We start from the raw sequence: 2,724 nt of genomic DNA, 5'->3' as shown, positions 1-2,724 counted from the left end.
TTTTGATCGCGTTGTTCTATGGCTTCTTGGCGGTTAGCAAGTTCGCGATCGCGTTTTTCAATTGCTGCTTTGGCTTCGTCAATGGCTTTTTTCGCTTCAGCATACAGTCGTTGACGTTCTGTCTTCAGTAGTTCAACTGCTGCCTGTAACTCCTTTCTCTGGTTGTAAACGCTTTGCAATTCAGTTATAGCTTTTTGGTACTGAGTTACAACTTGTTCTAGCTGACCTTGAGTGCGTTGGAGTTGAGTTTGAGTTTGGGCTTGTTGACTAATGGTGCGGTTTAACTGAGCTTGTGTTTGGCGTTGTTTGGCATTCGCCGCCTGCAAAGATTGGTTGATTGCCTGCAAGTCTTGTTGTGCCTTTGCTTGGGCAATTTTGGCTTGGCTTAACTCACTCTCTATCTGACTTTTTTGAGTTTCTGCGGTTTTTAGCTGTTCTCGTTTTTGTCTGAGGTCTGTTTGAATATCTTCTAATTCAAAGACTCCCTTTCGCAAGCCTTCGTCGGCAGCGAATAAAATCCCTAAAGTTGATGCTGAAATCAAGCCACCTGTAAAAATAGTGACCAGTACAGCAGTGTTTTTTGGACGAAGCTTAAAAAGTGAGAGGCGGGCTTTGCCAACTCGTGTGCCGATGCGATCGCCCACGGTTGCAATTACGCCTCCCAGAATTAAAATTGCAGCGATGAGGATGTATCCGGTGGTCATCTTTAGCTACCGAAATCCTTCCAGATACAGCCTACTACTTTTAAGCATTGTCTGGAAAGAAGTGGAAATTGGCAATAGCTGAAATTACTCAATTTATTAGATTTACCTCTAGCTATTAGTGTCATTTTTCAAAATAGAACACGCGCCGATTCCCCTTTCTCCAATTGTTTTTATGTGAATTGCCTACTTAAGGTAACAGGTTTATGCACAGTAATCTTCTTTTTGTGGATAGAAATCATCTTTTTCTCACGCAAATCTCCCAGTAGCCTGGTAACGGTAACACGAGTTGAACCAATTGCTTCTGCGATCGCTTGATGAGATAACTTCAAATCAATAGTGATTCCATCCGCACAAGGAACGCCAAAATCCCGACAAAGAATTAACAAAAAACTTACCAACCTAGAACCCATATCTCGGTGGGCGAGAGTTTCAATCATCATCTCCGTCTGTAAAATTCGCGAAGACAGACCTCGCAGCATTAACATTGATAATTCTGGATTTTCCTTGAGTGCTTGCTCCACCTGTTCAATTGGTGCTGACAGTAATTCCACAGGAGTAAATGCAACCGCATGGTAAAACCGATCCGATTTATTTCCTGTCAGCAATGACAATACACCAAAAACACTATTTTCCCGCAGCAACGCTACCGTTATTTCCTCTCCTGCCTCGTACACCCTGGAAAGTTTAACAGCACCTTTCAAAAGAAAATAAACTCGTTCGGCAGGATCGCCAGGAAAAAAGATCGTTTTATTGCGTTCAAACGTTTCCACAACTGGCGGAAACGCCCCGGTCGCCATCTGACGAAATACATTTGCTAGGGCTTTATCTTGTGTCACGATCATCTCCCTTCCCCTACCCAATGCCGGAAAAACAAAAACTGATTACCTAAGAATACACCCGAAAAATGAATAAAGCACCGTCAACCTTTCTGTACTTTCCTATACTCAAACTAATCTCTTCATAACTCTTTGTTTACAATGATACATAATTCTTGATCCTTTCAGCTACTAATTGTTGATAAGTAGTTCCAATAGCTGTATTTAAAAGGTTTTTTGAAGAACAAATAAAGAAATCTTGAGAATATCTTTATAAAAAATCAAGATTTTTGTCACAGCAAACACCCTTAGCAATATTCATTTTTGCAAATCCTGTATAAAACAAAGACAAAACGTGCCTCAGATTCTAGTATGCTCCTAATGATCGATCGCATTAACAATTTCTATGCTAAATCTGACCGGAAAAAATGCCCTTGTTACAGGTATTGCCAATAACCGCTCGATCGCCTGGGGCATTGCCCAACAACTGCACAAAGCTGGAGCAAACCTGGGCATTACCTACCTGCCGGATGAACGCGGCAAGATGGAGAAAAAAGTTGCGGAGTTGGTAGAACCTCTCAATCCCAGCTTGTTTCTTCCCTGTAATGTCCAAGATGAAGACCAAATTAAATCTACCTTTGAGACAATCCGCGAACAGTGGGGAAAGCTAGATATCCTCATCCATTGTCTGGCCTTTGCTAGCAAAGAGGATTTAACTGGAGATTTTAGCCAAACCTCTCGTTCTGGCTTCAACACCGCCTTAGAAATCAGTACCTACTCGCTGGTGCAGTTAAGTGGTGCAGCCAAACCTCTGATGACAGAGGGAGGTAGCATCGTCACCCTGACATATTTGGGTGGTGTTAGGGCAATCCCCAACTATAACGTTATGGGAGTTGCCAAGGCGGGGTTAGAAATGAGTGTGCGTTACCTGGCTAGTGAACTAGGGCCACAAAATATTCGCGTGAATGCCATCTCCGCAGGCCCCATCCGCACTTTGGCATCTTCAGCAGTGGGTGGAATTTTAGATATGATTCATCATGTAGAAGAAGTAGCTCCCTTAAGACGCACCGTAACTCAGTTAGAAGTGGGCAACGCTGCGGCTTTCTTGTGTAGTGATTTGTCCAGCGGGATTACCGGACAAATTCTGTATGTAGATGCAGGATATGAAATTATGGGAATGTAAGATAATTTGGGCATGGTGCATT

General features: G+C 42.8%; 3 protein-coding genes. 1 reads left to right on the top strand and 2 read right to left on the bottom strand.

Annotated features, from left to right (window positions below):
* Both RRG12_RS42635 and ntcA read right to left on the bottom strand, forming a co-directional pair.
* Window positions 1–704 (bottom strand): DUF3084 domain-containing protein (locus RRG12_RS42635; protein ID WP_420763251.1); only part of this gene is annotated, 704 nt, incomplete at its 3' end.
* A 170-nt stretch (window positions 705–874) separates the two neighbouring features.
* Window positions 875–1,546, bottom strand: coding sequence for a global nitrogen regulator NtcA (gene ntcA / locus RRG12_RS42630; RefSeq protein ID WP_010998529.1), 672 nt, complete (start codon window positions 1,544–1,546; stop codon window positions 875–877).
* A gap of 379 nt (window positions 1,547–1,925) precedes the next feature.
* Between ntcA and fabI the strand changes: the two genes are divergently transcribed.
* On the top strand, window positions 1,926–2,702 hold the full coding sequence (fabI, locus tag RRG12_RS42625) for an enoyl-ACP reductase FabI (RefSeq protein WP_069070637.1): 777 nt from the start codon (window positions 1,926–1,928) through the stop codon (window positions 2,700–2,702).
* Window positions 2,703–2,724: the final 22 nt, after the last annotated feature.

Source organism: Nostoc sp. CALU 546 (assembly GCF_048836525.1).
This window is presented reverse-complemented; position numbering and strand designations above follow the sequence as displayed.